Here is a 1,974-nt window from a genome sequence, read left to right as displayed (position 1 = left end):
CCTGCGTTCCACAGTTGAGCGGGGTTCTCGGGGGTGCGGCAGGGCTTCGATGCAGGTCAGGCGGTTGAGCCTGGTGCGAAAACCCGGAATCGCCTAGTGGCACGACCTTCATACCCCAGTGCTGATGACCTCGTGTGATGCCCGTATCGTCTAGCGGCATGTATGTGAAGACGACGTCCCGGCGGAACAAGGACGGGCAGACGGTCCGGTATCTGCAGCTGGCCCACAACGAGTGGGACCCGGTCGCGGGGCGTTCGCGTACGAAGGTGCTGCACTCCTTCGGCCGCCAGGACGAGCTCGACCGCGAGGCGATCGGCCGACTGGTCGCGGCGCTCTCCAAACTGCTGGACCCGGCGGCAGCGCTGTCCGCGACAGGCTCGGGGGACCTGTCGTTGATCAGCTCCCGGCCGTGGGGCGGGGTGCACGCGCTGGACGGGCTGTGGCACCGGCTCGGCCTGGACACGGTGGTGCACCGTCAACTGGCCGGGCGGCGGCTGGATCCGCGCGTCGAGCGGGTGCTGTTCGCGCTGGTCGCCAACCGGGCGCTGGCCGCCTCCAGCAAACTCGCCGCGACCGAGTGGATCGCCGACGATGTCCACGTAGAGGGCCTGGACTCGATCAGCGACGAAGCCTGCTACCGGGCCATGGACTATCTGCTGACCATCGAGCCGGCCCTGGCCAAGGAGGCGTACTTCCAGGTCACCGACCTGCTCAACCTGGAGGTGGACCTGCTGTTCTTCGACACCACCTCCACATATTTCGAGACCGGGGACGCCGACGAGCCCGTCGCCCGCGACGAACGCGGCAAGCGTCTGGCGGACGACGTGCCGAGCGAAGACGCGTCACGCCACGACGGGTTCCGCACGCACGGCAAGTCCAAGGACTCCCGTGACGATCTGCCACAGGTCGTGATCGGGATGGCCGTCACTCGCGACGGGATCCCGGTGCGGGTGTGGTCCTGGCCGGGCAACACCGGCGATCAGGCCCTGATCCGCCAGGTCCGCGACGACCTGCGCGAGTGGACGCTCTCGAAGGTCGTGTGGGTCGCCGACCGAGGCTTCACCTCCGCCGCCAACCGCCGGGCGCTGATGCGCGGAGGCGGCGGCTACATCATCGGCGAGAAGCTCCGCACCGGATCACCCGAAGTGCGCGCCGCCCTCTCGCGGCAGGGCCGCTATGCCACCGTGCGCGACAACCTCCAGGTCAAGGAGGTCAACATCGGTACCGACGACCGGTTCGTGATCTGTTTCAACCCCGACCAGGCCACCCGCGACGCCGCGATTCGTCAGCGGATGGTCGCCCAGCTCACGGAAGCGATCGAGGGCACTGACAAGCTGCCGCGGCCCGAACGCGACAAGCTGGCCGGGGTGTTGTCCACCAAGCCCGGCCTGAAACGGTTCCTTCGCACCACCCCGGGCGGCCTGCTGCGGGTGGACAAGAAGAAGATCGCCTCCGAGGCCAACCTCGACGGGAAGTACCTCCTGCGCTCCTCGGATCCGAAACTGTCGGCCGAGGACATCGCGCTGGGCTACAAACAGCTCCTGGAAGTCGAGCGCGGCTGGCGCGATATGAAGCAAATCCTGGACCTGCGGCCGGTCTACCACCGCCGCGAGGACCGTATCCGCGCCCACGTCCTGCTGTGCTGGCTCGCCCTGCTGCTGATGCGCGTCGCCGAGACCTCCACCGGCCAGACCTGGAACCGCCTGCGCGCCGAGCTCCAGCGCCTGCACGCCGTCACCTACAGCGGCCCGGCCGGCACCTTCCGCCAGTCCACCGACCTGACCAAGCCCCAGCGCGACATCTTCACCGCCCTGAACGTCACACCGCCCAAGAAGATCATCGATCTGACCGCAGGCCGCTGACCAGGCACTATTCGCCCGCCTAGTGACACGCCATCTCTGCGTGCTCACCGGCATTTCCACAGGTCAAACCGCGTATTCGTGTCCTAGTCGACACCGCTAACTGTGGAACTCA

At 67.5% G+C, this 1,974-nt stretch carries 1 protein-coding gene; it reads left to right on the top strand.

Features of this window, described 5'->3' with window-relative positions; all coding sequences use genetic code 11:
- Positions 1–158 precede the first annotated feature (158 nt).
- On the top strand, positions 159–1,862 hold the full coding sequence (locus AC5WS8_RS39035) for an IS1634 family transposase (protein WP_496108218.1): 1,704 nt from the start codon (positions 159–161) through the stop codon (positions 1,860–1,862).
- Positions 1,863–1,974 lie beyond the last annotated feature (112 nt).

The organism is Streptomyces sp. PTL18, assembly GCF_059510295.1.
This window is presented reverse-complemented; position numbering and strand designations above follow the sequence as displayed.